At 67.5% G+C, this 26,553-nt stretch carries 20 protein-coding genes; 13 read left to right on the top strand and 7 right to left on the bottom strand.

Annotation, left to right across the window (positions count from 1 at the left end):
- The first annotated feature begins 222 nt into the window (after positions 1-222).
- The 6 genes from LWC33_RS18730 to LWC33_RS18705 all read left to right on the top strand — a co-directional run bounded on the left by LWC33_RS18730 (position 223) and on the right by LWC33_RS18705 (position 8,659).
- A complete protein-coding gene (locus LWC33_RS18730) occupies positions 223-1,863 on the top strand; it encodes a tyrosine-protein kinase domain-containing protein (RefSeq protein WP_308190963.1) in 1,641 nt (546 codons plus the stop codon).
- A gap of 214 nt (positions 1,864-2,077) precedes the next feature.
- Positions 2,078-3,676, top strand: coding sequence for a lipopolysaccharide biosynthesis protein (locus LWC33_RS18725; protein WP_233305698.1), 1,599 nt, complete (start codon positions 2,078-2,080; stop codon positions 3,674-3,676).
- Positions 3,673-5,082: an O-antigen ligase family protein gene (locus LWC33_RS18720; RefSeq protein ID WP_233305697.1), complete on the top strand. Its 1,410-nt coding sequence runs from the start codon at positions 3,673-3,675 to the stop codon at positions 5,080-5,082. The genes LWC33_RS18725 and LWC33_RS18720 overlap by 4 nt, the downstream gene beginning before the upstream one ends.
- A gap of 40 nt (positions 5,083-5,122) precedes the next feature.
- Positions 5,123-6,082: a hypothetical protein gene (locus LWC33_RS18715; RefSeq protein ID WP_233305696.1), complete on the top strand. Its 960-nt coding sequence runs from the start codon at positions 5,123-5,125 to the stop codon at positions 6,080-6,082.
- Positions 6,083-6,092: 10 nt separating this feature from the next.
- A complete protein-coding gene (locus LWC33_RS18710) occupies positions 6,093-7,460 on the top strand; it encodes a nucleotide sugar dehydrogenase (protein ID WP_233305695.1) in 1,368 nt (455 codons plus the stop codon).
- Positions 7,461-7,723: 263 nt separating this feature from the next.
- Positions 7,724-8,659 carry a glycosyltransferase family 4 protein gene (locus tag LWC33_RS18705; RefSeq protein ID WP_233305694.1) on the top strand — a complete coding sequence of 312 codons (936 nt, stop codon included), beginning with the start codon at positions 7,724-7,726 and terminating at the stop codon, positions 8,657-8,659.
- 32 nt (positions 8,660-8,691) lie between these two features.
- Here LWC33_RS18705 and LWC33_RS18700 read toward each other — a convergent pair whose 3' ends face one another.
- Together LWC33_RS18700 and LWC33_RS18695 are read right to left on the bottom strand one after the other, a co-directional pair.
- The gene (locus LWC33_RS18700; RefSeq protein WP_233305693.1) at positions 8,692-9,708 is read right to left on the bottom strand and encodes a right-handed parallel beta-helix repeat-containing protein; all 1,017 of its coding nucleotides are present in this window, start codon (positions 9,706-9,708) and stop codon (positions 8,692-8,694) included.
- 226 nt (positions 9,709-9,934) lie between these two features.
- Positions 9,935-11,524 carry an FAD-dependent oxidoreductase gene (locus LWC33_RS18695; protein ID WP_233305692.1) on the bottom strand — a complete coding sequence of 530 codons (1,590 nt, stop codon included), beginning with the start codon at positions 11,522-11,524 and terminating at the stop codon, positions 9,935-9,937.
- Positions 11,525-11,939: 415 nt separating this feature from the next.
- Here LWC33_RS18695 and LWC33_RS18690 point away from each other — a divergent pair, with 415 nt between their 5' ends.
- From LWC33_RS18690 to LWC33_RS18670, 5 genes are all read left to right on the top strand, one after another.
- Positions 11,940-12,887, top strand: coding sequence for a glycosyltransferase family 2 protein (locus tag LWC33_RS18690; RefSeq protein ID WP_233305691.1), 948 nt, complete (start codon positions 11,940-11,942; stop codon positions 12,885-12,887).
- A gap of 336 nt (positions 12,888-13,223) precedes the next feature.
- Positions 13,224-14,660, top strand: a complete 1,437-nt coding sequence (locus LWC33_RS18685; RefSeq protein ID WP_233305690.1) for a sugar transferase — start codon at positions 13,224-13,226, stop codon at positions 14,658-14,660.
- 101 nt (positions 14,661-14,761) lie between these two features.
- Positions 14,762-15,727 carry an NAD-dependent epimerase/dehydratase family protein gene (locus tag LWC33_RS18680; protein ID WP_233305689.1) on the top strand — a complete coding sequence of 322 codons (966 nt, stop codon included), beginning with the start codon at positions 14,762-14,764 and terminating at the stop codon, positions 15,725-15,727.
- Entirely contained in the window at positions 15,714-16,661 is a 948-nt protein-coding gene (locus LWC33_RS18675; protein WP_504937539.1) for a WecB/TagA/CpsF family glycosyltransferase, read from the top strand. The genes LWC33_RS18680 and LWC33_RS18675 overlap by 14 nt, the downstream gene beginning before the upstream one ends.
- Before the next feature lie 150 nt (positions 16,662-16,811).
- Positions 16,812-17,459 (top strand): phosphatase PAP2 family protein, encoded by a 648-nt coding sequence (locus LWC33_RS18670; RefSeq protein WP_233305687.1) that lies wholly within the window; start codon positions 16,812-16,814, stop codon positions 17,457-17,459.
- Positions 17,460-17,550: 91 nt separating this feature from the next.
- Here the strand turns inward: LWC33_RS18670 and LWC33_RS18665 are convergent, their stop codons facing one another.
- From LWC33_RS18665 to LWC33_RS18650, 3 genes are all read right to left on the bottom strand, one after another.
- Positions 17,551-18,615 carry a lipid II:glycine glycyltransferase FemX gene (locus LWC33_RS18665; RefSeq protein WP_233305686.1) on the bottom strand — a complete coding sequence of 355 codons (1,065 nt, stop codon included), beginning with the start codon at positions 18,613-18,615 and terminating at the stop codon, positions 17,551-17,553.
- Positions 18,616-18,955: 340 nt separating this feature from the next.
- Positions 18,956-21,277, bottom strand: a complete 2,322-nt coding sequence (locus LWC33_RS36120) for a UDP-glucuronate decarboxylase (RefSeq protein ID WP_308190962.1) — start codon at positions 21,275-21,277, stop codon at positions 18,956-18,958.
- Between the two features lie 630 nt (positions 21,278-21,907).
- On the bottom strand, positions 21,908-23,008 hold the full coding sequence (locus tag LWC33_RS18650) for a class I SAM-dependent methyltransferase (protein ID WP_233305685.1): 1,101 nt from the start codon (positions 23,006-23,008) through the stop codon (positions 21,908-21,910).
- 310 nt (positions 23,009-23,318) lie between these two features.
- Here LWC33_RS18650 and LWC33_RS18645 point away from each other — a divergent pair, with 310 nt between their 5' ends.
- A complete protein-coding gene (locus LWC33_RS18645) occupies positions 23,319-24,650 on the top strand; it encodes a glutamate-1-semialdehyde 2,1-aminomutase (protein WP_233305684.1) in 1,332 nt (443 codons plus the stop codon).
- Positions 24,651-24,803: 153 nt separating this feature from the next.
- Here LWC33_RS18645 and LWC33_RS35245 read toward each other — a convergent pair whose 3' ends face one another.
- Positions 24,804-24,935 carry a hypothetical protein gene (locus LWC33_RS35245; protein WP_255692199.1) on the bottom strand — a complete coding sequence of 44 codons (132 nt, stop codon included), beginning with the start codon at positions 24,933-24,935 and terminating at the stop codon, positions 24,804-24,806.
- A 131-nt stretch (positions 24,936-25,066) separates the two neighbouring features.
- Here LWC33_RS35245 and LWC33_RS18640 point away from each other — a divergent pair, with 131 nt between their 5' ends.
- On the top strand, positions 25,067-25,708 hold the full coding sequence (locus LWC33_RS18640) for a response regulator (RefSeq protein ID WP_233305683.1): 642 nt from the start codon (positions 25,067-25,069) through the stop codon (positions 25,706-25,708).
- Between the two features lie 8 nt (positions 25,709-25,716).
- Here the strand turns inward: LWC33_RS18640 and LWC33_RS18635 are convergent, their stop codons facing one another.
- Entirely contained in the window at positions 25,717-26,484 is a 768-nt protein-coding gene (locus LWC33_RS18635) for a glycosyltransferase family 2 protein (RefSeq protein WP_233305682.1), read from the bottom strand.
- Between the last annotated feature and the right edge of the window lie 69 nt (positions 26,485-26,553).

Raw genomic sequence — 26,553 nt, 5'->3', positions numbered from 1 at the left:
CTCCGGAGCGGTGCGACGAGCAAGCGGGTGAACACGCGCGACGAGGAGGTCAGGGCGTGAGCGTTGCGAAACCGGGTGCAAGCCGTACGGTGCTGACCCGATCATCAACTTCCCGCTCGCGCGAACCGCAGACGCAGGGCCCTGGCTGCACGGAGGACCATCCCGAGGCCATCACCGTCGTCACACACCGACTGGGAGTTCTTCCGACCTGGAGGCTGTTCTGTGGAAGGTAACCGCGAGATCACGCTGTCCGAGTCGCCGTCGGGCTCCGACGGTGACGGCAGCTGGGTTGCTGGGCCGGGGCTCGTCAGGTCGTTGTGGCGGTACCGATTCGTCATTGCGGTCGTGACAGTGCTCGGTGCTCTGGCCGGGTTCGCCGTGTCGCTGTTGCTCCCGGCCCGCTATGAGGCGCAGGCAAATCTGTACCTGCGGGATCCTGGCAGTCCTGCGGTCCTGACACTGGGTCAGTCGACGCCGTCGCAGTCGGGCGACCACGCCGTCTTCATGGCGACGCAGGCCGGGCTCGCCGGGTCGGATGCGGTGTACGGGCGGGCGCTGCAGATCCTCGGCCGTCCCGGGACGCCCGACGACATCAGGGCCTCGGTGGTGGTGGGCCCCTCGGCAGACCTCTCCGCCCTCACGTTCCGCGCCACCTCCGACGATCCCGCTGAGGCCGCGAACCTGGCCAACGCCGTCGGTACCGCATACGACCAGGTGGCCGGCGAGCACACCACAGCGGATTCCAAGGAGGCGATCGCGCGGCTCCAGGACGTCGTGGCTCAGCGGCAGGTCGAGTACGACTCCCTCAACGCGCAGATCGCGCAGTCGAGTGGTGCCGCTCAGGCGGTCCTCGAGCGTAAGGCGCTGCATGTGGGTGACCTGATCGGCTCACTGCAGGCCAACCAGAGCGACATCGCTGCTCAGGCCGCGCTACACGGATCGGGCGTCGATTCGTTCGAGCGGGCCGCCCCGCCCGCCAGGTCGTCGCAGCCCGCGCCAGTGCTGCTGGCACTGATCGGTGCGTTGATCGGGTTGGTCGGATCCGGCGTGTGGGCGTGGTGGTCCGCGGGACGGGACCGCCGCGTGGAGGAGGAGGGCGACGCCGCAGAGATCCTCGGGGTTCCGTTGCTCGGCGAGGCCCCCCGGCTCGGCGCGACGCTCCAGGGAACCGACGGTCCGTCAGCACTCCCGGCGACGTTGGACCCGGTGGCCGCGGAGGCCTATCACGTCGTGCTCGCCTCGTTGGAGCATGCCCTGGCCCGCGTCGGGGGCAAGGTCGTCGCCGTCGCCAGCGCCGGAGCCGGTGACGGGAAGACGGTGACGGTGCTCAACCTCGCCCTGGCGGCTCAGCGGGAAGGGCGCAGGGTGCTCCTGGTCGACGCCGACGAGCGCACACGACGGTTGTCACAGGTGTGTCGCGACGGCGAGTACTTCGAGGTGACCAGCACGAGCCATGTCACCGACGAGCGACCCGCGTTCACCGCCGGTGGGACGGTGCTGCAGATCGGGCCGAGCGACCGGAACGGGCACCACCCGGCTGTGTTCTTCCGCTCGACGACCTTCGCCTCGATGATCAGTCACTGGGGCGAGCAGGCCGACCTGGTCATCGTCGACACCCCGGCGCTTCTCGCCGTGTCGGACGCCGTGACCGTCGCCGATCACGCCGACGCAGTGCTCATGGTCGTCAACCGGGGCGCTTCACTGGCCGATCTGCGGCGTGCCCGCGAACGGCTCGCCTTCACCGACACCCCGCTCATCGGATATGTGCTCAACCGCGGGTCGGCGCAGCATGCCTACGCCGTCAACGGCCGACTGCGCCAGTGGCGCCCCGGGAAGCTCGCGCAACTGGCGCGAAGGGGCTGACCTCGGCGTGCCGTTGTCCTGGCACCAGCTCGGAACGAGGAGAGGAATGGCTGGCATTCGTACGTCTGCGGTCAGGGCACCCCACGACCGGCGGGGTTCGATGCCGTCGTGCCCGGGCCCTCTCCCTGCCCTCGACGAGGCCTTCGTGGGCGACGACCATCTGTGGATCGTCATCCTCTGCTCCTCCGTCTCGGCCGTGCGATAGGGCGGACACGTGGACGTGCCAGGAGCCGACAGAGCGAGCGACGACACCAGCGGGGTCGTCGGCCGTGCGAACCTGACCGCTCAGGCCGCGTCCGGCCTGAGCTGGTCCGTTCTGTCCACCGTGGTGCTCGTGGGAGCCAATCTCGCCTACACCGCGACGGTCTCGCGCCTGCTCGATCCTGCCGAGTTCGGACTCATGGCGATGGCGAACCTGGTCGTGCTGTTCGGGCAGTTCTTCGCTCGCATGGGGCTGGCCTCCTCTCTGGTGCAGAAGCCCGAACTGAGCGAAGACGAAATCCGTGCCGCGTCCACCGCCGGTATCGTCATCGGCCTGGTCTGTCTGGGGCTGGCGTGGCTCCTGGCCCCGGCGGTCGGCGACCTGTTCCACACGCCGCAGGTGGCCCCGGTGCTGCGTGGCCTGGCGGTGTCGTTCCCGTTCATGGGCTGGTCCATGACCGGTCTCGGTCTGCTCCGCCGCGAAATGCGCTTCCGTGCCCTGTCGGTGATCACGGTCGGTTCGTACGTGATCGGCTACCTCGTGGTCGGCGTGGCGTTGGCCCTGCTCGGGGCCGGAGTATGGAGTCTGGTGGCGGCCACCGTCACCTCGACGCTGATCCAAGCGGTGTGGCAGTTCGCGCTCCTGCACCATCCCATGCGGCCCGCATTGCGTTGGCCGCCCTACCGGACCGTCTGCGGCTACGGAACGCGGTTGCAGGTCGCTCACGTGCTGGACTACGTCGGGGGGAACCTCGACACCTTCACCATCGCGCGTATTGCGAGCCCGGCAGTGCTCGGCCAGTACAGCCGGGCCTACTACCTGGTATTCCAGCCCTTGGGCAACTACTTGGCCGCGGCGTTGACCAACGTGGCGTTCGCGGCCATGAGCAGGGTCCAGGAGGATCCCGTCCGGCTGCGCCGAGGCTATCTCAGCACGATGTCGCTCGGTGCCCTGCTGGTGTTCCCGCTCTGCGCGGGTATGGCCGTCGCAGCGCCGGAACTGGTCGCCGTCGTGCTGGGACCGCAGTGGGGGCCGGCCGCCTGGTTGGTCCCGTGGTTCGCGCTAGCCGGGGGATGCCACATCGCCTCGCAGCTGTCGCAATCGTTGGCCGAGGCGCGTGCGGAGCTGAACCGCTCGGTCGCCGTGCAGCTCGGCTACGTTCTCCTGCTCGCCGTACTCATCCTGATCGCGCTGCCGTTCAGCTCGCGAGGTGTCTGGGTGATCGCCGCGGCGGTGGCGGCCGCCGAGCTGCTGCGGTATGTCGGTTACCTCGTCGTGGCATGGCGGGTGCTCGAACTGCCGGCAGCGCGGGTGTGGCAGGCCCATGTCCCCGCGGCCTTCGCCGCCATCGGCGTGGCGCTGGCCGTCGCCGGCGTCCGCTGGGCTCTCGAAGGCACCCCCGCCGTTGCCGTCCTGGCGGGGGAGATCGCAGCTGGGGCGCTCGCCCTGGTGCTGTGCATCCGGTTGTGCCCAGTGGCAGGCGTCCGCGCCGACCTCTGGCTCCGGCTGGCCAAGGCCGGCGTGCTGGGTCCACCCGACGGGCGACGACAGCGCGTGGCGTCGCTGGTCCTGAGCCCGCCGGATCTCGCGGTGACCGAGGAGGAGCGATGACCGTCGTCGTGATCGGCCTTGTCGCGGTGCTCGCTGCGGGCTTCTGTCTCGCCCTGCTCGACCTGACGATCAGGCGGGCCGAGGTCGGGGCCGCGCTCGTCTTCCTCTCGGTGATCGTCCAGGCTGCATTCCTCTACGAGGACGTACCCTCGGTGAGGTTGGGCGGTATGCGCGTGGGGGCCACCGATCTGGTGGCCGTCGTCGTGCTCGCGGCCGCGGTGGCCAGGTGCTTGAGGCTCCGTCGCCTCGGCCGGTACCAGTACTGGTTGGTTCTGCTGGGCGCCGTGCTGCTGGTGTCGCTGCTGCTCGGCATCGCCGCTCACGGACAGTCAGCCGTCAGCGATTCCCGGCAGTACCTCTTCTTCGTCGGTGCTGCCCTGTACATGGCGACGTACCGGCCCACCGCCGGGCTCTACGACCGGATCGGTCGCATCTGGCTGCTGGCGGCAGGCCTGATGGTGCTGTTGGCATGCGCCCGCTGGCTGCACCTCTACGCCGGTATCGACTTCGGTGTGCCGGCCGAGATCAACGGCGTCGACACCGCCGTCCGCGTCCTGGACGGGCCCTACACCTTCTTCCTGGCCGGACCGCTGCTCCTGACGATCCCCTGCTGGCTGAAGCCCGGGCAGGCGCGGTGGGTCCGCTGGCTGGGAGTGGTGCTGCTGATCGTGGTGATCGCACTCGACCGCAGAACCGTCTGGCTCGCGCTGCTCGTCGGCGTGGCGGTGCTCCTGCTGCGCGGTCGCCGTCTCAATGCGCGATCGATCGCGCTCGTCGCCGCCGCCTCCGTCCTCACGGCCGTGGTCTTCGCCGGAGACGTGCTGGGACGCGACGAGACCCCGCCCGGGACCGTGACGAGCACCGGGTCGGTCACCTGGCGGGTCGAGGGCTGGCAGGACCTCGTCGACAGCTGGTCGGCGAGCCCGGTCAACTGGCTCCTGGGCGAGCCGTTCGGCAGTGGGTTCGCGCGCACGGTGGAAGGGACGAACATCGACGCCCATCCTCACAACTTCTACATCGAGACGATGATCCGGGCGGGCCTGGGAGGGCTCGTCGCCCTGCTCGCGCTCACCGTCGGCCTGCTGCGTCGCCTGTGGAGAGTCCACCTCGGAAGCTGGCGGCTGTTCGACCCCGGTGTGTTGGCCCCGTTGCTGGCCATGCAGCTTGTCTGGTACCTCACCTGGGTCCCCGGTCTCGAACAAGGGATCGTGACCGGAATGGCCATCGCCGTCGCGGGCGCTGTTGCGCGCAGGCAAGCGGCGAGCCGGCTCCTGGCGGCGGCCCCCGTTCCACCACTTCGACCGGGCTCGGCCGGGAACCGGAGGTCGATATCGAGACCAGCCCCGAAGAGACCTACGTTCGGCCCGAAGACCGATACGGACGCCGCGCCCGTGGCGAGAAGGTGATCCAGTGATCCCTCACATCGCGAACCTCCCACCGTCGGCCATGATCACGCTGTTCACCCTGCCGAAGCCTTTCGTCGGCCACATCGGGATGATCCAGCGCAACGCGATCCAGAGTTGGACGCGGCTGCACCCGGATATCGACATCATCATGTTCGGGGATGAGCAAGGCACAGCGGAGGTTGCGGCGGAGTTCGGGATACGGCACATCCCGGATGTGGAGGTGAACGAATACGGCACCCCGCTGATGAACGGATACTTCCGGCGGGCGGAAGAGGTGGCACGATATTCGCGCATGTGTTACGTGAACGCGGACATCGTCCTCTTTCAGGATCTTCTGGAAGCCGCGGCGAAGATTGATCTCCCGAAGTTCGTGATGGGCGGGCGACGCATCGACTACGACATGGAGAAGTCGATCGACTTCGCCAACCCCGAATGGGCCGAGATCCTTCGGGGCGACGCGGCGAGGGATGGCACGCTGCACGACTTCAGTGCGATCGACTACTTCGTCTACCCCCGCGGCATGTTCGGTGAGATCCCTCAGTTCGCCCTGGGGCGCTGGTACTGGGACAACTGGCTCGTATATCGGGCGCGTCGTCTCGGAGGTGCGCTCATCGATGCCAGCGCATGCGTGACGGCAGTTCACCAGAACCACGACTACCGGCACATCGTGCACATGGCGACGAAGGGTGAATCCCACAACCAGGGTGGTATCGAATCGTTCGCCAACCGTCGTCTCGTCGAGTCGATCATGATGACGTTGGAGGACGCGGATTGGCAGCTCGATGAATCCGGCCTCTCCCGCATCTGTCGCAAGACCCGCTGGCACCTCTTGAACGAGGCTGCGCTCCAGGCGGAGATCCGCGAATTTCCGACCTTCCTTCGTGAGCCGCTCGTATGGATCGCGCGCCAGCAGTGGGATCGGAACTGGACGCGACGCTATGCGGAGTTGCTCGCGGAGCGTCCCGAGCTTATCCGGTCAGGGCGAGCATTCGCAGCGTGAGGACGAGGTCATGATTCAGAGCATTTCCGTGGTCGGTTTGGGCAAGTTGGGGGCAAGCATGCTCGCGGGCATGGCTTCGCGGGGCTTCGACGTCATCGGTGTCGACATCGCGGAGAGTGCCGTCCGGGCGGTTAACGAGGGCTGTGCGCCGGTCCAGGAGACCGACCTCGACAAGGTGATGGCCGCCCATCGTGACAAGGTCCGCGCGACCACAAGCCATGAGGAAGCGGTGCTCGGGAGCGACATCAGCTTCGTCATCGTGCCGACCCCGACCGACAGTCGTGGCGCCTTTGAGTTGCAGTACGTCAAGTTCGCCTTCGAACGATTGGGCAAGGCGCTCGCGAGGAAGGAAGGCTATCACGTCGTCGTTCTCACCAGCACCGTACTCCCGGGCGCGACCCGTCATGGGTTGCTGCCCGTTCTGGAGTCTGCCTCGGGCAAGGAATGCGGTAAGGACTTCGGCCTGTGCTACAGCCCGGAGTTCATCGCCCTCGGTAGCGTCATCCACGACTTCCTCGATCCCGACTTCTGTCTCATCGGAGAATTCGACCGCCGCTCCGGCGATGCTCTGGAGGAAGTGAATCGCAGGATCTGCCTGAGGGATCCGGTCGTGCATCGCATGAGCATCGAGAATGCGGAGGTCGCGAAGATCGCGCTCAACAGCTACGTCACGATGAAGATCTCCTTCGCGAACACCCTCGCGGGTATCTGCGAGCGGATTCCTGGTGGCGATGTGGATGTCGTCAGCGATGCACTCGGATCGGACGCCCGTATCGGGCGCAAGTATCTCACGGGTGGTCTCGGCTTCGCGGGACCCTGCTTTCCTCGGGACAATGTCGCGCTGGGTTTCCTCTGCGAACAGGTAGGGGCGAACGGCGACCTGCTCGTCGCCAATCATCGCTACAACAGGTCCACCGCCTCACAGATCACCACGAAGATCGCGCCGCATCTTCAGAAAGGGCGGACCGCGGCGGTCCTGGGCTTGTCCTACAAGCCACTCTCCCATGTCGTCGAAGAATCCCAGGGCGTCGCCCTCGCGCTGGCAATGGCCGAATCGGGAATGCGGGTGATCGGCTATGACCCGCTCGCGACGGACGGCGCCCGCAACGCCTTCCGTGACAAGGCGCTCGTCGCCGAATCGATCGATGCCGCGCTCGCCGATGCAGCGCTCGTGGTCGTGACCACGGCGGATGCGCGTTTCCGCGCTCTCAAGGCAGAGGAATTCCTCGGCAGCAAGGAGTCGGTCACGATCGTCGACTGCTGGCGTTGCCTAGACCCGAGCGTGGCGGACCATCCGCAGATCAACTATGTGCCCCTCGGCCGCTGCGTGGACGATGCTCCTGCGTCAGGTGTTCTGGAAGCGATCTGGACGAATTGAGCCCCGACCATCTCGTCGTGCGATGGCGGTCGGCCGGAGGAGGTGAGTGCCAGGTGATCCGGCGACGGGCCTGGCGGGGAGAGACGCCGGGTATTCTGTGGGCCTCGAGGGATGAGAGCTCCCCTCATCCGTACCTGGTCGAGTCGGCCCGCCGGGCCGGCGCGACGGTCCGTGACCTGCGTTGGACGCAGGCACAGGACGGGGACCGGGCGCTGGGCCGGGTCGTCACGCTCGGACGTCCCGGGGATGAGCGGAAGCACCCGGTGACTCTCAAGGTCGTCGGCCCGCGGCTGTTCATGAGATTCGCACGAGCGCCGGAGGAAGTCATCGTCGTCTACGAGCTCGGCCTGGTCGGCCTGTTCGCCGGTCTCTCCAAGTCGCTGAGGCGAGGCCGCAGCGTGGTCTCGCTGGTCGAGGGGGACTACCAGCACCTCGGCCGCACGGGCACCGCCGCCTTCAAGCTACCCGTCCGCCGGCTGGCCGCGCGGCTCGTCGACGCGTTCGTGGCGAACAACGAGCTGGCGATGAACTACGTGACCGGCACACTCAGGGTGCCGCACAGGAGGATCGTCAAGGGCTGGTGGCTGGCCGGCCTGCCACCGGAGCTGGAGCCAAGCCTGCCCTCCGGTGCCTCTCCGGTCCCGGAGGGGACCCCGCTGTTCGTCAGTGCGGGCCGGCTCATCCCGGCGAAGGGGATCGACCTGCTGATCGAGGGGGTCGCGGCCTACCGGCGGGAGTTCGGTCCGTGCACGCTCTGGGTCATCGGAGACGGCCCGGAACAGGCCGCATTGGCACAGCTCGCCCGCAGCCTCGACGTCGAGGAATCCGTCGTCTTCCTCGGGGCGGTGGACCACGCCGACTTCAAGGGAGCGCTCCAGGCGTGCCAGGCGTTCGTCTTCCCGACATTGCAGGACCTCATCGGCCGCGTCGTCGTCGAGGCCTTGACGACCGGTACCCCGGTGGTCGTCTCTCCGATGACCGGAGCTGCCGGAACGATCGTCCGCGACGGCGTGAACGGCATCGTCGTCGATCCCCGGAATGCTCGTGCGCTAGCCGCGGCCATGCACCGTACGGTCGACCCGGCGACGTCCACCGCGCTCCGCGAGGGGGTACGGCGGACGAACACCGTCCTGTTCCCCGACGCGGCAGCCTCCGCGGTCCTGCAAGCGGTGACGCTCGCCCGCAGCCGAGGTGACTGACGCGTCACGACGAACCCCGACCTCGGCGTCCACTACTCACACGGAGCCGACTGGATGGTGTTGTCGGTGAAGCTGATGTCCCGGGCGGCCAGATCGGCGCCGTTGTCGGACGCCACGCCCGTCGGGTGCCCTCCGTCCCCCGTGGCGCAGATCAGGTTGTCCTGGGCGTGGTAGCCGTCGAGCAGGTGCTCGGGAGGCGTCGAGTCGGGCCGGTCCTGCTGGCTCCCGACGATCCCGTTGTAGTTGCCGGACAGGCGGTTGCCGTAGACCTGAACGCCTGAGCTGGACGCCACGGTGATACCGCCGCCCCAGAACCAGCCCGAGGAGCCGAATCCGTTGCGGAACACCTGATTGTCGCGGATGGTCGCGTCCTGGCTGATTTCGTAGAGGATGCCCTCTGCCCGGTTGTCCTCGATCAGATTGTGCTCGAGGAGCACGTCGTGTGCGTTGATGTCGGCCCAGAGCCCTTTGCAATCGTTGTCGTGGACGTAGGCGTTGCGGACGGTGACCTGTCCGACATCCCACTTCATGCCCCCGCCCTCGAACTCGCACGGGGCTCTCAGCGTGTGGTTGCGCGCCAGCTCGGGCCCGTCCAGGGTCGTGGGGTCGTCGTCCAGTCCGTCCAGGATGATTCCGGTGGCTTCGTTGCCGCCGATCCCCAGCTGGTCGTTGTCGTTGTAGTGGCCACCGAGAATCCGCATGTCGTCGGCGACCAGGAGGCCCGCCCAGGAGTTGTGCAGGGCCGACACGTTGCGGACGAGCCAGCTGCGTGCGCGAGGCTCGGGTTGGATGGCCGCTCCCTGCCTGTCGCTGTCGTAGTCCCGAACGGTGATCGAGTCCAGGGTCACGTCGATCGAACCGCCCGAGAACGCGGTCGGGAGGCTGCGCCCACCGTCCAGCACGGCGCCGGGCTCCCCGCAGAAGGTGTCGCCGGACTTCGGCTGGACGCTGAAGTTCCGCAGGTGGGTCCCGGCTCTGACGACATACGTGGTGCCGGGCGGGTGTGCGTTCACCACGTCCTGCCCGTCGTCGTCGACACCGATGGCCACGCCGGCCGATGTGAGGCACTTCGGTCCGGGCGGCGGGGGCGCGCTCGTCGGGGGAGTCGCGGGCGCCGGAGGGGGTGTCGGCGGGGCGAGGGCCTGGCCTGCCAGGGTGATCGCGACGATCACCCCAAGCACACAACCCACTGCGACGAGGCCCCACCGGAGCCGTCGACCTCTGCTCGGTCGAGGGGACGGCGTGATCATGCGCCCCCTTCCGGCCGTCTCCGGCTCAAGCGGCCAGCTGCTTCTTGAGATGGTCGGCCAAGCGCAGAGCCAGCGCCACCACCGTGAGTGTCGGGTTGGAGCATCCATACGTCGGGAACACCGAGCTGCCCGTCACGTAGAGATTGCGGACACCGTGCACCCGGCAGTCGGAGTCGACCACCCCTGCGGCGGGGTCGGAGTGCATCCTCGTCGCGCCGAGGTGGTGGAAGTTGCCCTCCACGAGGGCCGGCGGGTGCTCGTCACCCAACATGAGCTCGACATGCCCGAGCCCCACCCCCCGCAACGCCTCGTCGATCGCCTCCTGCGTTGCTCGGATGGAGGCGCGGTCCGACGCGGCAGGGCGCCAGTGGACCTGAGCGACAGGCAGGCCGAACCGGTCGCGCCGGGCGCCCAGCGTGACCCGGGAGCCGGGGTCGGGCGCCTGCTCGCCCTGAGCGCGCAGTGCCAGGACAGCGCCCCTGTCGTCGGACCGGCGGAGGCGGTCACGGGCGTAGATGCCGAGGTCCCCGAGACCGGTGGCGATGTTGAGCAGGTGCCCCGCCGTCCCCGGCGACAGCGGCCGGCGGCGGCGTGCCTTGACCAGGGTTGCGACCGACCGGACGGCCTCCGCCGTCATGGACGGAGGTCGGGGGAGCAGGAAGAACGCGCAGTTGAGCAACTGCCGCTCCCGCTGCACCGCGTCGCGGAGACGCAGCGCCCCCTGGACCCGCACCCCGGGCGCGGCCTCGTGGACCGGGTACAGGCCGGTGCGGGCGAGCAAATTCGGTGACGCCGGGACGATGTATCCGGTGCGTGCAGACATCCGCTCCGCGAAGAACCGCCCGACCAGGTCCCGGTCGTTGCCGAGCCCGCTACCGCGGACGCCGCGACTGAGCAGCAGCAGGCGCGGGTTCTCGATGCCACCGGCGGCCAACACCACGAACCGGGCCCGCACTGAGCATCGTGAGCCGTCCTCACGCCGCACCTCGACCCGATCCACGCAGTCGGGATCCACCTCGGTGACCAGCTCGACCACGGTGGCGTGCAACAGAAGCGTCACGTTCGGGGCCCGGACGAGCTCCTCGTAGTAGCCGCCGAAGTCGGCTGTCCCGTGCTGGAACAGCGTCGTCTCGACCGCCTCGGGGAGAAGCGGCAGGGGCGGGGTCCGCTCCGGGTCGGCCCAGCGATCCGGGTCGTAATCGAACGGCCCGAGTTGGCACAACTCCTGTGCGTGCGCGTAGTAGGGGTCGAGATGAGCGCGGTCGAAGGGCCAGCCGGAATGGCGGATCCCAGGACGGACCTCGAAGTCGATCGGGTCGAGGGGACGAGCTGCCCAGGTCTCGTCGCCCGGCCGCGTCCAGTGCCTGGTCGTCCCGCCGAACGCCCGCACGCGTGACTGGTGCGGCCGGTGGATCGGGTAGCCGACGCTCTGGCCCCGATTCAACTGCTGCGCGTGGCGTTCCGGCTCCCTGCCACCGCTTTCCAACAGCATGACCCGAGCGCCGTTGCCGATCATCTCGCGGGCGATGCTGATCCCTGCCGGCCCGGCACCGACGATGCAGATGTCCGTCTCGACCTGCTGGTCTCCGGCAAGCTCCCGCGCGTCCGACAGCACCCAGCGCTCCTTCCTCGTCGTCGACGACGGACCCTGCCGTGATCTGCTCGTCGGCACGGGCGCCGAGACTCCAACCCGTGAGCAGCGCTTCCGGCGCGCTGCGCCGGCGGACTCGGTGTGTGAGGGCTACCTCGCTCCTTCGCGCGGATACATTACCGACGCAACCGCACAGTCCAGGATCGCGAGAGGGTCCTGCGGCGAGAGCAGAGGATCTTCCGGCTGATCGAACTCGATCACCATGCCGGCGCCGAACTGCATAACGCCCATGCGGCGTGCCTGGCGATCGAGTCGGTGCCCGTTGAAACCTCCGGCACAAGGTGGTAGAAGGCTTCACCTAGGTCGCGCAGGCTGCCGCCGCGTACTCTCCGACACTCCCGCCTTCCGGTCACCGAGCCACTCGTCTGGAGGTGCCCTCGTGGCGAGCCCTGTTCTCTCTCTCACCATGCCCACCCGCAATCGTCCGGAGTTGCTCGAACGAGCCTTGCGGTCGGTCGTCACAGCGATGGCATCTGTCGCGGAACAGGTGGAGATCACGGTTTCCGACGGCTCGGACGCCGACACCAGTGGGCACGCCGTGAAGCGTCTACTCGACGAGTGGCCGGGGGGGTACCGCTACGTCCGCAACCGTCCGGCCCTGCCGTTGGTCGAGAACATGAACCGCGCGGCCGAGTTGGCCACCGGCGAGTGGGTCCAACAACTCGATGACGACGATCTCATGCTGCCCGGGTGTGGGCAGTCCATGATCGACGGCCTTCGCCGCACACCACCCCACGAGCAGGTCCTGGTCTTCGGAGCCCATATCGTCGACGGCGACGGCGCCAAGCGGCGCGAGCAGACCTTCGAGCGCGAGCAGTACCTGTCGCCCAGCGAGGCGCTCCGGCGGCTCCTGCGGAACTCCTCGTTCGTGCGAGAACCGATGGTGATCGTGCGCCGGGCCGCCCTCGTCGATACGGGCCTGTTCGAGCCCGAGGTGGGCGACGCGGCCGACACTGCCATGTGGGTCAGGCTGTTCTCCCGCTACGGCGTCCGCTGCATGCCCGTCAGCACCTGCGCCTACACGATCCACGAGGCTGCGGCCACCACCGGCATGTGGAATCCCGGAACGATCGAGACCCTCGGCAGGGTGTTCGACCAGGCCGTCGACACCGGCGTCGTTCCCGAGCGGGAGGTGCGACGCTGGCAGGCAGACTTCATCAATCAGTTCATCCTCGCAGGGGCCTATCGCCGACTGCGAGTTCGTCGACGGGCCGAGGCCAGGGACGTGCTGCAGCTGTTTCGCCTGCCGGCGGTCAGGGCATTAGGGCCGTCGCCGAAGTGGCTCCCGGTCCGGCTCGCCTTCACGGCTGCGGCGGCGATCCCCTAGGCGGCCTGGAAGATCAGAGCGCGAGACCCGTCCTCCCAGTGTGGGTGAGGAACTGGCCTATTGCAGCGCGGCGGCGTGGAGCCGACCTACCGGGCCGGCGCGAGGTCGACGGCGAGCTTGAACCGATTCCTGCTCAGGTCCGAGCCGGTCTCGTTGATGTTCGCCTGCGGAGAGCGCTGTGATCATCTGCGCGTTCCTCCTTGCTCGACTGGTCCTTTCGGGTGGTTGGACCCCGGCATGCTCACGCTCCGCCGCGGATCGACGAGCAACAGGGTGACGTGAACGCACGGACAAAGGGGTCACGGCGTGAGAGTTGCCGGAGCGGGCGAGAGCCAGATGATGTTGACCCAGCTACCCGTGCTGCGCTCGTCGCGCCGACCGTGGGAGCGGGGCTATGTCCGCACGGTGATCGGATTGGATTTCATCACCTCATTAGTCGCCGGAGTGATCGCCTACTATGCCCGTTTCGGCGAACCGTCCTCGCAGAATCCGAGGTGGGAGTATCTGGCGCTCGGCGCCTGCCTGCCGCTTCTCTGGCTGGCGGCGATGGCGGCGGCTCGTGCCTACGAGGCCCGCTTCCTGTCGGTCGGGTTCGAGGAGTTCCGTCGCGCCCTCGTGGCCGCGGTCGTCGTGATCGCAACCGTCGCGACCGGGTCCTGGGCGACGAAGGCCGAGATTGCGCGCGGTTACGTCCTTGTCGCTCTGCCGGTGGCCACGCTCCTGACGCTGCTGGGGCGCTACCTGGTTCGCAAGTGGGTGCACCGCAAGCGACGCCACGGGCTCTTCATGAGCGATGTCCTCCTGGTAGGGCACGGCCGAGCAGGTGCTGAACTGGCCAGGCAGATGCGCGGCGACATCCATCACGGGATGCGAATCGTGGGGGCTTGTGTCCCAGGTGGGTCCACGGACCTGATCCCGCTGGATGTGCCGGTTCTAGGCGGTTTGGAAGACGTCGACTTCGCTCTCCGGGTGACCGGTGCCGACGCTGTGGCGGTGCTTCCCTGCCCGGAGATGGACGGTCCTGCGCTCCGGACCCTCTCCTGGAGTCTGGCCAAGTCCGGAATCGATCTGCTCGTCGCTCCGGCATTGATCGACGTAGCCGGTCCTCGGATCGCGATACGGCCCGTCTGCGGACTTCCGTTGCTGCACGTCGACGAGCCCCAGCTGGCGGGTGGCCGTCGCGTGGCGAAGGCGCTCCTGGACCGACTGGTGGCGCTGACCGCACTGATCGTTCTCGCACCGCTGCTGGTGGCGATCGCGCTGGCCATCCGCCTCACCAGCCCCGGTCCGGCGATCTTCCGGCAGGCCCGAACCGGCTGGCAGGGGCGCGAGTTCACGATGTGGAAGTTCCGCACCATGGTGCGCAACGCCGAAGCGCTGCGATCCAGTCTCGAGGATCTGAACAGGCACGCGACCGGAGAGCTGTTCAAGATCGCCGTCGATCCTCGGGTCACCCGATTGGGGCGTTGGCTCCGCCGAACCTCGCTCGACGAACTACCACAGTTAGTGAACGTGCTGCGCGGGCAGATGTCGCTGGTGGGCCCGCGCCCATTGCCGGTCACCGACAGGCGGTACGACGGCGAGGCACGACGCCGATTGTTCGTGAAGCCAGGTCTGACCGGTCTGTGGCAGATCAGCGGTCGCTCCGACCTCGACTGGGAGGAGTCGGTCCGGCTCGATCTGCGTTATGTCGAGCAGTGGTCGCTCGCTCTCGATGCACTGATCATCTGGAAGACCATGTTTGCCGTCGTGAAGAGCCGCGGCGCTTACTGAAACGCGCTGACCCACCGCTCGCTGACCAGGGGGATCGATCGTCGCCGGGCAGCGTCTGGAAGTCCACTGAGCACCGCACCATCAACGGAAGGACAGCAGCGATGAAGCGAGTATGCGTCACCGGAGCAGGGGGTTTCATCGGACACCACCTCGTCACCTTCCTCAAGGAGAGGGGGTACTGGGTCCGCGGAGTCGATCTGAAGTACCCGGAGTACACCGAGGTGGACGCGGACGAGTTCGAGCTGCTGGACCTGCGCCGGTGGGACGCCGCGCTGCAGGCGATGCGCGGGGTGGACCAGGTTTATGCCCTTGCCGCGGACATGGGAGGCATGGGCTACATCTCCACGCACCATGCCGAGATCCTGCGCAACAACTCGCTGATCAACCTGCACACGCTCGACGCCGCACTGATCAACGGGGTACAGCGGTACCTGTACAGCTCGTCGGCCTGCATCTACCCCGAGTACCTGCAGACCGAGGCCGACGTCGTGCCCTTGAAGGAGAGCGACGCGTATCCGGCCCAGCCCCAAGACGCCTACGGGTGGGAGAAGTTGTTCACCGAGCTGCTCTGCTCCTACTACGCGGACGAATATCCGATGGAGACGCGCATCGTGCGGTTCCACAACATCTACGGACCGCTCGGGACCTATGACGGCGGCCGGGAGAAGGCTCCGGCGGCAATCTGTCGGAAGGTCGCGCTGGCCGAGGACGGGGACAGCATCGAGATCTGGGGTGACGGGGAGCAGACGCGGTCGTTCTGCTACATCGATGACTGCGTCGAGGGCATCTACCGCATCATGCAGTCCGACTACGCGAAGCCGCTCAACCTCGGAACCGACGAGATGGTATCAATCAAGCAGTTGGCGCATATGGTCACCGAGTTGGCAGGCAAGCGGGACATCAGCCTCGAGCACGTCCCGGGACCGCAGGGGGTGCGAGGACGCAACTCCGACAACTCACTGCTTCGCAAGGTCCTCGGCTGGGAGCCAGCGACGTCCCTGCGTGACGGGCTCGTCCCCACCTATGAGTGGATCGAGACCATGCTGACGAGCCGTGACCGCGTCTGAGCGTCCGGCTCCGCCGACGACGAACGGTCCGCCGCGGGTCGACGTACTCGGAGTGGGGATCAGTTGCTTGACCGTCGACTCCGCGGTCGACGAGGTGTCCGGTTGGGTCGACCGCGACGAGCACAGATACGTGTGCGTCACCGGCGTGCACGGCGTGATGGAATGTCAGCGGGACCCGGCGCTGCTCCGAATTCACAACCGATCGGGTCTTACCACCCCTGACGGCATGCCGATGGTGTGGTCGGCCCGGTGGGCCGGCCGGCTCGAGGTCAGTCGCGTTTACGGGCCGGACCTGATGTTGGCGATGCTCGCTAGAGCGGCCGAACGTGGTTGGTCGTCCTTCTTCTACGGCGGAGGTCCCTCGACTGCGGAGTTGCTCGTGGAACGGCTCGCCGGCCGCATCCCGGGCCTGCGGGTCGCAGGGACCCTGTCGCCACCGTTCCGGCCGCTGACCCCGCAGGAGGACGCGGACATCGTCCGGACCATCAACGACTCGCATGCGCAATTGGTCTGGGTCGGTCTCAGCACACCGAAGCAGGAGCGCTGGATGGCCGAGCACGTGGGAAGACTGGATGCCAACGCTCTGCTCGGGGTCGGCGCGGCGTTCGATCTCCACGCGGGGACCGTCCCCCAAGCGCCTCGCTGGATGCAACGAAGCGGGCTGGAATGGGCCTACCGACTCAGACGGGAGCCACGGCGACTCTGGCGGCGCTACCTGCGAAACAACCCCGCTTTCGTGCTCAACATCCTTACTCATCCGCCGCGGCCGGCCGGACCCACCCCTGGTGCATCCGTGACGGTCGGTTCGAGCATCGCGCCGGGAGCACGACATGAGTTGACGGGCCAACGACCGGGCCCCCGGCTCCCTCGACGAAGTTCGCTGAGGGACGGGGCCGGCCCGAGAGATCCGCGCAGGGCCGGACGACCGGGGTGAGCTCGACGCTCTGCCGTTCATCCGACAGATGCCTGTGGCGGGCTGCTGATGTCGCACGGTGAGGCCGGGTCGGACCCACAGGCCGCAGGGGCACCGGCGCTCAGGCCGCCCTGGGCCGCGGTCACCGCCGCGACCGCATCGTTGGTGGTCGTGCTCTTGGCAGTCCTCGTCTGGCACACGCGCTCTCCTGGTCCGGTCGACGCGCGAATGATGGACTGGCAAGAGGCCGTCAAAGCCAGCGGCGACTCCATCGCAGGGGCGATCGCGTACGCCGTCGGTCCGTTGGTCGTGCTCACCGTCCTGGCGAGCATCGCGGCGTCGTGGTGGAGAAGGCGATGGGACGCAGCGCTTCTCGCCCTCCTCGCCGCTCCGGCCAGTCTCGTCGTCGAGCTCCTGGTCAAGGAGATCGTCCACCGCCAGCGGCCGGACGGCGGCACCTCGCTGCTGTATCCCTCGGGTCACGTCGCGCTCGCGACCGCGGCCGCGGTGACGGTCGTGGTGGCGCTCAGGGCCACGCGGGCCTCCGCGAGGACGAGGACCGGCGTTGCCTGGCTTGCGGGATTCTTGGTGATCGCGATCGGTGCTGCACGGCTGGTGCAGACCGTCCACTACGTGACAGATGTCGTCGGCGGCGCCGCGCTCGGACTCGCCGTGAGCTGCTCGACGGTCTTGATCATCGCCGCACTGTCTCGCTCCGGTTCGTCGGCGGCGGTTCGAGGTCGGAAGGCTGGGGCGACGCGGAACTCTCCGGCCGGATACGACGAACGCTCTTCACATGATCTGCCTGGCAGGAGCTGAACCGGACTACCTCGGCGCGCGAACGGCCCGAGAGCTGGCGTTCCGCGCCAGGCCACTGCGGTCGAGACGATTCGTGTGCCGGCCACACGATCTACTTCGTCGAGCCGGGCCAGCCGCGAGACCGGACGACCTGCTTCAACCGGGAGATGCCTCTGGTGTCCAGAACATGGTGGATTACCGGTGGATACAGCCGACGCAGGAGTGGGCTCATAACCCGCTCCAGCGGGCCGGGCGAGGTCAGCCTGCATCCCCCGAACCCTCGCGTGTAGTCGGCGTCGCCCTGGAAGTCGTACCACCGCAGCCCTTGCGCGGCCGCCCACCGAATCCCCACCCAGTCCAGCGCCTCGTTCGGGCGTCGTCGGGGATGCTCGCCGGACCAGCCACCACGCCAGCAATTCATGGTGTCGCCGAACACCACCCAGAGGAACGCCGACACAGGCTCCCCGTCGACCTCCGCCACTGCCAACCGCAACATTCTGCTGGGAGCCATGGTGTCCCACGCGGCCCGGAAGAACGAGGCCGGGGGCGGGGAGAAGCCGCGACGTCGAGCGGTGGCGGCAAGCAAGGAATGGAAGATCGGCAGGTCGGCCGCGCCCCCGTCGCGGACCGAGGCGCCCCGTTGTTGGGCCAACCGGATGCTTCGCCGGGTGCTCTTCCGCATCGAGGTCAGGATCGCCTCCGTGCCCCGGCTGAGGTCCAGAACGCACGTCGTGGTGTTGAGCGGCGCCATGATCTCGGGCGCGGTCCGGTAGCCGTCCTGCGCTAGCCGAGGAGACACATCGTCGATATACCTCCGGGGAGGCTGCACGACGAGGTACGTCACGCCGCAGGTGGCGGCGAGTAGCCTCAGCCCGTCCGCGGCGGCTGCGACCAGCAATGGATCGTTGGACGCGAGAATGGGACCGCGCGCGACGAAGCCGACCGCCCCGACGAACGGAATCGACCTGTAGAGAAGCTGGGCGCCACCGTGAATCGAGCCGTCGCGCGTGAGCGTCATCGAAGCTGCGCGCCAGCCCTGAGTCGCCTTCAGCACGGCCCACGCAAACGATTGCTGGTAGGGGGCCCGCGACACCGTCGCAAGGAAGGCGTCCCACTCGGACGCGCCATCGTCTCCTGGGGCGACAACGTGCACACGGTACGAGCCGGCAACCTTCATCGCCGGTAATGCTATGGGGCGCGGAATAGCAGGATCAAGCCTGACTTCGCAATCTCCGCAAAGCCACTCCCAGGCGTGTATCGGTACCGCCGACCCTTCGGTTCGGGGGGGCGACTGCGATCGGCGCGTGCTGCGAGGTCAGCTGCGAAGATCGTGGCGCACGATGGAGATCTCCGCCGCGGGCTGTGGATACGGCTGGACGCCGCCGTGCGCAGTGCAGAAGCCGGTCCGTCGATGTCCCTGATCGGGGTCCTGTCGCCGAGTCCCGTGCTCGTCGGCGATCCGTCGAAGCGAGCCCGAGGCAGCTGTGCTCAGCCGAGATGTCGTGCGCGCGGCGCCCTCACCATCCGAACCCCTCGAGTCGCATGCCCGAGCCGGCGAAGACTGCCTCCATCAGGAAATTTCGGCCGTCGAGCAGGAGGTCGCCCTTCATCGCTCGACGCAATGAATCCGCGTCGATATCGAGGAACTCGGGCCACTCGGTGATCAGAACAACGGCGTCAACGCGATCGGCCGCGTCGTAGACATCGCTCGCCAGTCGGACCGCCGCGAGGTCGTCGGGCAACCTCTTCACCACAGGGTCGTAGGCGGACACCACGCTTCCGGCGGCAAGTAGGCGCCGCGCTATATCCAAGGCCGGTGCGTCGCGCAGGTCGTCAGTGCCTGGCTTGAACGCCAGACCCAGGAGGGCAATTCGGCGGCCCTTGAGTACGCGAAGTTCGCGCTGAAGCTTCCGAATTGCCGCGGCCCGCTGCGCATGGTTGACGTCGACAACTGCGTGCAGCAAGGGTGGCGTGTACCCGTATTCCTGTCCGGTCGCGAGGAGCGCAGCGACGTCCTTGCCGAAGCACGAACCGCCCCATCCGATTCCGGGCTGGAGGAACGCTGAACCGATCCGGCGGTCTGCACCAATGGCCGGAAGGACTTGGCGGGCGTCTGCGCCGACGAGTTCGCAGAGGTTGGCGATCTCGTTGGCAAAACTGATCTTGCCGGCCAGGAAGGCGTTCGCCGCATACTTGATCATTTCCGCCGATTGGAGCTGCGTCGTGATCAGTTGAGGTTTCTCTGTCCGTCGGCCGCCGGGGAAGGCCTGATCGAGCACGGGTTGGTAGAGCTCTGCGACTCGCTGAACCCCTGCAACGTCGCCGCCGAGCACGATGCGGTCAGGGTGGAGGAAGTCCTCGATCGCCGAGCCTTCGCGAAGGAACTCCGGGTTCGAGACCACGTGGAAGGCCGAGCGTCGGTCCGGCGGCAGAGCGTCTTCCAAAATGGTGCGAGCCCAATTGCCGAGACCGACAGGTACTGTCGACTTGTTGATCACGACGCTGTTGGGACGAAGATGCGGCGCCAAGGATGTGACTGCATCCTCGATCTGGACGAGGTCAGGCAATCCACTGGCTGATTGTGGCGTTCCTACGCAGAGGAAGACGAAGTCGGCACCAGCGAGTGCGCTCGCAGGCTCGTCGGTGAACTTCAGTCGACCCGTGGACAGGACGGTGGTCAGTAGTTCCGCGAGCCCGGGCTCGTAGAACGGGACCTGTCCGCGGTTGAGCTGTCCGGTCTGGACCGGGTTCGTGTCGAGTCCGCACACGTCGTGACCGAGCGCTGCGAAGCAGGTAGAGGTGACTGCGCCCACGTAGCCAGTACCTACAACGGCGATCTTGCGACGCTCTCGAACCTTCTCGATACGCGCTGATTCTGGTACCGCTGGGACGTGGACCGTGTCCGGTCCTGGGTTGACGACGTCCGAGCAGTTCCTGAACCAGTCGATGGTCCTCGTCAGGCCGTCTTCCAGTCCGACCGTCGGCTCCCAGTTCAGTTGGCTCCGTGCCACCTCGATCTCCGGTCGGCGCACAGACGGATCGTCTGCGGGACGGTCGACGAACTCGATGGCAGACGGCGAACCCGTCAGGTCGCGGATGAGTTCGGCGAGCTCCAACATCGTGAGTTCGTGCGGGTTCCCGACGTTCACCGGGCCGTTCAAGTCCGAGAAGAGCAGTCGCACCGCACCTTCGATCAGATCATCGACGTAGCACACGGAGCGTGTCTGACTCCCGTCGCCGGCGACCGTGATCGCCTGTCCCGTCAGTGCCTGGCGTACGAAGGTCGGGATGGCGCGGCCGTCGTTCGGCCTCATGCGAGGGCCATAGGTGTTGAATATCCGCATGATGGCCGTGCTCATTCCATGTCTCGTTCGATATGCTGTAGTCATCGCTTCGGAGAAGCGTTTTGCCTCGTCGTAGCACGATCTCGGACCGACGGGGTTGACGTTTCCCCAATACGTCTCGGGCTGAGGATGAACCAGAGGGTCACCATAGGTCTCGGAGGTCGATGCGAGGAGATAGCGTGCGCCCTTTTCTTTTGCGAGACCCAGGGTATGCATAGTGCCGATGGAGCCGACCTTCAGGGTCTGGATCGGGAAGTCGGCGTAGTCGATGGGCGACGCCGGCGAGGCGAAGTGGAGCACGTAGTCGACCGGTCCCGGGACGGATATATAGTCGGTGACGTTCGCCCGCACCAACCTGAAGCCGTCGCGTCCCTGTAGATGGGCAACGTTGTCCGGGGTACTCGTCAAGAAGCTGTCGAGGCATATCACGTCGATATCTTCGTCGAGCAGTCGCTCCACGAGGTGCGATCCAACGAAGCCCGCACCTCCGGTCACCACAGCACGCTGCCTCATTGCAGTGGACTCCGTTCCCTCTGACGAGTTGAAACGAGATAGTGCTTCTAGTGGTCCTTTTGACTCCGGGCCCTATCGCCGAACCGTCGCAGCAGTGGAACGATGGGCGGCCGAAGAAGGCAACGCGGCAAACCGGCTCAACGGCAGGGAGTCCGTCGAATCGGTCGAGAATCGTGTGGCAGGGGACGGTTCGAGCCGCAAAAGCCTGCTTGCGCCGGCAGACCCCGCCCTTGTCGGCTGCGGTGCCCTCGCGGTGCCTGGCGGAGGTTCGGCGCCCTGGCGGCGTATCGCGTTGTCTCGCGAATCCGTCCACGCGGTCACACCCGTGGGAGGCTCCGCATCGCCCGGCTCGAGTCCAGTTCTCACACTCGCCCCGCTCCCCGATCACCATCGACCGGCGCTCCAGCGGTGGATACGGCCCGCGCCCTCTGCGGGCTCCCGCCTAGGTCCGCCACATCGTTGCTGGACTCGCCCAGTCCGCCGTTGCTGTTACCAGCCGTGAGCGGAGAGGGTGTCAGATTGCTCCATGAGTGTTAGTTAGCCTCCGCCGGTGTAGACGTTCGACTACTCAGAGTTGGACGGACAGTCTGGATCTCGGCCAGATGGGTGGAGTCACTCACAGACAATCCACTTCCCAGTCTCCTCGACCGTCGGCAGGGAGCGCCGAACCTCCGGCAGGAGATCAGGAACGAACAGCAGCACCCGCTCCGGCGCGGCTGCGACGAGGTGCTCGGGTGGGACGATCGGGATCCGTGTCCCCGGCATCCGGCAACGGTGTTTGGCGCCCGAGGCGTCCGCGATCGCGGTCAGGCCAACGCCTGCTCCCGCGAGGTAGAGCAAGGCGACTGCGCGGGAAGCAGCGCTGTAGCCGTACACGGTCAGGCCCGTCCGCGTCGCCTCCGCGAGCATTGATCTCAGCCTGGAGGTCGACATCTCGACCGAGCGCTGCAGGGCGCGTAGGGCGTCCGGCTTCGTGACACCCGCCGAGAGTTCGTCGTCGAGTGCGGCCTTGGTCGACTCATCCGGCGATCCTCCGCGCCGCGCAACGAGCAGAACCGTCCCGTCGAGGTGACGGGCCCCGTAGAGGGGGAACGTCCGGACGTTGGTCACCGTCAAGCCGAGCTTGCCCAGCATCGTCATCAGGGCGGGCACGGAGTAGTAGGCGTAGTGGCCGAGACGGACCGCGTTCCATTGATCAGCGCGGAGTACGGCGCCCAACGTGTGGAACTGGAGGATCAAGGATCCGCTCGGGGCAAGCCGAGCCACCAGGGCTTCGAGCGCTGCTCGTTGGTCGGTGGCATGCATGAGTCCGAAGCAGCCATCGACGACGAGATCGGCCGTTTCGGTTGGGTCAGCTCGCCGGAGACCCCTAGACTTCAGTGCGGGTCCCCAGGAACCGCCGTGCGGGCTCGTGCCCTCGGTGAAGATCGAGTCCGGGGCGAGAAGGCCGAACGCGTCGAGGGCGCGGATGGCGTCGAGTCGCTGTTCGACGAGGGCCGATGGCTCGACTCCTTCCGGTTGATCGGGAAGATCGGCGTCGTCGGCGAGCTGAGCCAGCCCACAGGTCCCGCACAGCCAGAGCCGCAGGGGGAACAGGGGATCCGGACCCGGGTCGGCCGCTGGAGGGAAGTACTCACAGGCCGGGACGTTGCCGAGGTCGAGGACGACCTCCCCGTCGGCGCCTCGGCAGAATCGGCAGCACACGGCCCTCATACCAGGTCTCCTCGGTCGCTCGGGCAGGGCTTCTCGCTGACTCGTCCGATGTCGCTCCACGGGGTGCTGCTGTTTCATCGGTGGGCCTTGACCTGCTCTGGTCGGTTCGACGCGGGCCCGGGGCTCACCCGGGTGACGTGGGAGCTGTCGGTGTGTAGCGGGTCCGATCTTCGTTAACGGCTCAACCCGGGTGAGCGAGTCAGGGTGAGTCGGCTCGGGAAGCCGCTCCGCGAGCCGTGCGTGACGACTGCAAGCGTGCACGGAGTCTGCGAGGAGTGGGAGACCGAGCCATGCCGGTGGGGTCGCAGTGATGCTCGAGGGAAGCTCGACAGGGGTCGTGCCGGCGTCGTTGTCGCGATCCAGGGCGATCAACGAGCGACTTCACCAGTTGATCCCCGGAGGCGCCCACACCTACGCGAAGGGTGATGATCAGTTTCCGGAGGGGATGGCTCCCGTCATCTCGCGTGGGCGAGGCGCTCACGTATGGGACGTGGATGGCAACTTCTACGTCGAGTACGGCTCGGGTCTCCGCTCGGTCGTGCTCGGCCATGCGCATCCGCGGGTGCTCGACGCAGTACGAGCACAACTCGAGCTTGGATCGAACTTCGTTCGACCGACTGTCATCGAAGCAGACGCGGCCGAGCGCTTCCTGACGACGGTGCCGACAGCGGAGATGGTGAAGTTCACGAAGAACGGATCGGACGCCACCACGGCTGCTGTCCGGCTCGCGCGCGCACACACCGATCGGTCGCTTGTCGCGATCTGCCGGGACCAACCGTTCTTCTCCACCGACGACTGGTTCATCGGGACGACTGCGATGACGGCGGGCATCCCCGAGCAGCCCACGATGTCGTTCCCCTACGGGAATCTTTCCGCATTGTCGGATCTGCTCGATCAACACGGTCACGACATCGCATGCCTGATCATGGAGGCGGCGACGGTCACCGAGCCGCCGCCCGGATACCTGGAGGGCGTGCGGGCGCTGGCCGACCGACACGGGTGCCTTCTCGTCCTCGATGAGATGATCACCGGCTTTCGATGGGCGGCCTCGGGGGCGCAGGGCCTGTACGGAATCGTGCCCGACCTCTCCACTTTCGGAAAGGCATTGGGGAACGGGTTCGCGGTGTCCGCGCTCGCGGGCCGGCGCGAGATCATGGAGCGGGGGGGACTGCGCTCTTCCCACGAGCGCGTCTTCCTGCTGTCCACCACACACGGAGCTGAGACGCACGCGCTCGCGGCAGCGATGGCGGTCATGGACACGTGTGTGGAGGAGGAGGTGGCAACTCGCCTGAACAACCTCGGAGATCGGCTTCGCTCCGGCGTCCACCAGGTAGCCGTGGCCGCAGGCGTAGGCGAGCACGTCCTCGTCCGGGGACGTTCCAGTAACCTCGTCTTCGCCACGCTGGACCAGCACGGCAACCCGTCGCAGGAGTACCGGACTCTCTTCCTGCACGAACTGCTTCTCGGTGGCGTGTTGGCACCGTCGTTCGTCGTCAGCGCCGCGCTCACCGAAGCCGACGTCGATCGGACGATCGAGGTCGTCGCCAATGCCTGCGCTGTGTACAAGGACGCGCTCGAGACCGGCGAGCCCGGAAAGAGGGCGGGGAGACCAGTCAAGCCGGTATTTCGGCGCTACGCGTGAGGCGCACTCGGCATCGTCTGACGAGTCCTCGACTGCTTCCCAGCGCTTGGGCGCATCGCTTTCCAGAAGCAGCAGGTCAGGAGCCGTGGTTGGTCCCCGCATCCTCGGGGGGATCCCTCCGTGCGTCGCGTCAGGTAATCAGACCCAGCTGGGTCAGCATCTCCAACTGGTCGAAGTAGAGGGCGTGGCATCTACCTGGTGGAGAACGGCGAGCGCGAGCCAGCCGTCGAGGTTCTTGTCGTTCCAGGCCGTGACATCGCCGCAGGTCAGCTGCAGGTCGTCCATCATCCTCACCTCGTCTCGCAGGGGAGCCCAGGGTGCTCCTCGGCCGGCGTCTCGTCGTTGGGCAGAAGCACGTGCCGGCTGCGGTAACGGACCGCTCACCCTGGGCGAGCACCGCTGCGGAGAGGAGGCGCATGCTCGCGGACATCACGGGGCTGATCGGGGTGCTGGTGTGGCCTGCGCTCGTGGTCTTCGTGGTCGTGCTGTTCCGGAAGCCGCTGGCCACTCTCCTCTCCGGGTCCCTGACGGTGAAGGGGCCGGGCGGGCTGGAGATCTCGGCGTCGAGCAGGCAGCAGGCCGCGACCGCACTGACCCAGGCCACGGCGGCCAAGGGCGCGCCGCCGATGGACCAGAAGGCGGCGCTCGACCACGTGGACGCCGCGGCGCGGACACTGCAGGACGTCGGCGGCCGCGCCCGGCTGCTGTGGGTCGACGACCATCCCAGCACCAACCTGCACGAGGCGACGGCGATGGAGGCCGTGGGGATCGACGTCGAGCTCAGCCCGTCGACCGAGGACGCTCTCGAGCGGATCCAGCGCAACCGGTACGACGTGATCGTCTCGGACATGGAGCGGCTCCAGAGGCCGCAGGCGGGCTACGACCTGCTGCAGAAGCTGCAGTCGGCGGGCGTCCACACCCCGTTCATCGTCTACGCGCGGTCCGGGCGACCCGAGCGTTTCGACGAGGCGGTGCGGCACGGGGCCGAGGGCTGGGCGGACACGCCGGCGCAGCTGATGCAGATGGTGCTCGCTGCGGTGCGGAGAGAACGGGGCTGAGCCAGTGGTCAGTAGCGGTCGTAGGTTTGGGGGACGACGCCGTCGACCGGCCTCCGGGCCGCTGGCACCGCGACCGCGGAGGCGTACCGGCGCTCCGCGAACAGCGCCTTGATCGCCCGTGAGTTCTCGGCCAGGGAGTTGGTCGGGAACGGCTGGTGCCACGACGCCGCCCGGATGCCCGGGACCTCGCAGAGCGCCAGGCCTTCGTGGGCCGCACGGTAGGCGAGGAGGAGCTCGAACTCGGTCGCGTGCCCGGTGAGGTCCGGCAGTCCGAGCCGGGGGACGACCGAGCGGCGGAGCGCGGTCGCCCCGCACCACGGATCCGTGACACGCATGCCGAGGCGGGCGGAGGCGACGGTCGCGAGCGCGGCGTCGGCGAACGAGCGCCGTTCGAGGCGCGAGCCCCGGGCGAGGTCGGCGCCGTCGAGGGCCATGACCATGCGCGGGACCTCGCTGGGGCAGGTGGACCCGTCCGCCGCGAGCAGGATCACCGCGTCGCCGCGTGCGGCGTTGAGGCCCGCGACCAGGCTGGTTCCCCGGCTCCACCCCTGCGTGACGAGGCGACAACCCGGCCGGACGTGGCGGACCGCGTCGACCGTGCCGTCGACCGACCCGCCGTCGGACACCACCACCTCGTAGGCAGGATCGAGCTCGGTCAGCAGCCGCTCGATGTTCCGCCGCTCGTTGAGCGTCGCCACGACCACCGAGACCGGTGGCCGCGCACTCCCCGGACCGTCCATGTCGCCACTCCCCACGTCGACACGCCCGAGCGCCACGGGCGCAGGGTCGACGCCGGTACATCGGCCCTTATCGCCCTATCGGCGCCTCACGGACGCGCGTTACAC

Source organism: Pseudonocardia terrae, from assembly GCF_021343995.1.
GTDB lineage: Bacteria > Actinomycetota > Actinomycetes > Mycobacteriales > Pseudonocardiaceae > Pseudonocardia > Pseudonocardia terrae.
This window is presented reverse-complemented; position numbering and strand designations above follow the sequence as displayed.